The sequence below is a fragment of the Paramaledivibacter caminithermalis DSM 15212 genome (assembly GCF_900142245.1).
Taxonomy (GTDB): domain Bacteria; phylum Bacillota; class Clostridia; order Peptostreptococcales; family Caminicellaceae; genus Paramaledivibacter; species Paramaledivibacter caminithermalis.
This window is the reverse complement of record NZ_FRAG01000138.1, coordinates 1-1,762: the sequence shown is the minus strand read 5'-3', so window position 1 is coordinate 1,762 and position 1,762 is coordinate 1. Positions and strand designations below refer to the sequence as shown.

Sequence of the window (1,762 nt, the reverse complement as noted above, 5' to 3'; positions counted from 1 at the left end):
GTACAGCCTTTGTATTTGCAGAAAAGGGGGAGGTATCACAAAATGAAGTAGGGAAAATAAAGGAATTTACAGACCTTACAAAGCACTGGGCTAAAGGCTACATAGATAAGTTAATAAGCTTAGGAACGATAAATGGATATGAAGATGGAAGCTTCAAGCCAGATAACCCAATAAAAGTAGGAGAGTTTACAAAAATACTCATTAGTTCTTTAGGGTATAAAGACGGCAACTCTACAGAAGGTCATTGGTCATTAAATTATGTGAATAAAGCCAAAGAGTTAGGTTTAATGGAAGAAGATGAATTCAGTTTAACTGAATTAGATAGGAATATAAATCGTGGTGAAATGGCACGAATGATAGTTAGAGCATCTAAAGAAGAATATCCAGAAAACATAGCAGATTATAAAGAAATAATAAAGGACTACAAAGAAATACCTAAGGAATATCAAGCTTATGTTTTAAAAGCCTTTATAAAGGGGATTATAACAGGCTATAAAGATAGTACATTCAAATATGATAAAACTGCTACCAGAGCCGAAGCTTCTACAATGATAATAAGGCTTTTAGATAAGGAAGAAAGGAAAGTACCTATTGAGGATAGCAGGGATAGTGAAGAACAAGGGAATAAAGATTTTATTGAGCCAAAATTTGAAGTGAAACCTGCTAAATGTTCTTCTGATTCATACCATTGTTACCTTCAGTTAGCTAACAAGGAAGAATATCAAAACAGTGGTGATGAATATAAAATGAGGTTTATAGTGCTTACATTAAATGGGGAAGAGCATCCAGAAATGAATTATCCATATGGATTAAGTAGTATAGGGTGGAAACATTTAGATTATACTAAATGGCATGATATTGATTGGAGATGGAATTTTTATAGGTTTTATACACCAGAGAAAACATATGATAGGGGATTTTGGACTAAGGTTGGAGACGTAGCAGAGGTTAAAGTAGTAATAAGAAATGAGACAAAGGATACAGAAAAGGAATACATTCAAAAGGTTGTAGCTACAGAACCACTTTGGTAGTAAAGGGATAATATATAATATTATCTTTTTATATAATACAAAGATTAGAAAGGAGGTGAAATATAGGAAATGAGGAGAATCATAGCGAAAATATTAATTATTATAATGCTTGTAAACATATTGCCTTTACTAAAGTTTCAGGATTTTAAGTCATACGCAGGAACTGTTATAGATTATAGAACAGTCCCTAAGCCTAATGATGTTATAGAACAACCAAGTGCAGGTATGAGAATAATAATACATCATCAAGATGGTTCACCTGATGATATTTTAAACGCTACATTAAATGCTTATCCACAAGGATATGCAAAGGTTGGAGATACAATATCAGTACGTGATATAAGTGATTTAAGCACACAGGGAACAGATATAAAAAAATGGGACTTTCAATATGTAACGCCATCAGGTAGGGAAGTGGCGAGAATAATTAGTGGTAGTCAATATGGAACAATAGATAATATAACATTAGGTGAAGCAGGTAATTATGAATTTTACTTAGCAGTTATGGACGATGTGGAATCAAATGAAGAAGATTACGAATGGTGGCAAAACTGGTCGTCGAATGGTGTTCAAAAGGCAGTAAAGACACTAGCTGATGGAAATGAGTATTGGTGCTACTTTGTTTCTATAGAAATTATAGTTGAAAAAGAAGAATCACCACCACCCCAAGAAGGAGATATTAATCCTTATCTTAAATTAACCCCCAAGCCATCTTCAATAGAAGAAGGTAC

At 33.3% G+C, this 1,762-nt stretch carries 2 protein-coding genes; both read left to right on the top strand.

Annotation, left to right across the window (positions count from 1 at the left end; genetic code table 11):
• On the top strand, positions 1 to 1,031 hold a 1,031-nt coding region (locus BUB36_RS18870), incomplete at its 5' end, for an S-layer homology domain-containing protein (protein WP_131821385.1).
• Between the two features lie 69 nt (positions 1,032 to 1,100).
• Positions 1,101 to 1,762, top strand: a 662-nt coding sequence (locus BUB36_RS18865; protein ID WP_131821384.1) for a hypothetical protein, incomplete at its 3' end; no start/stop codon positions are given.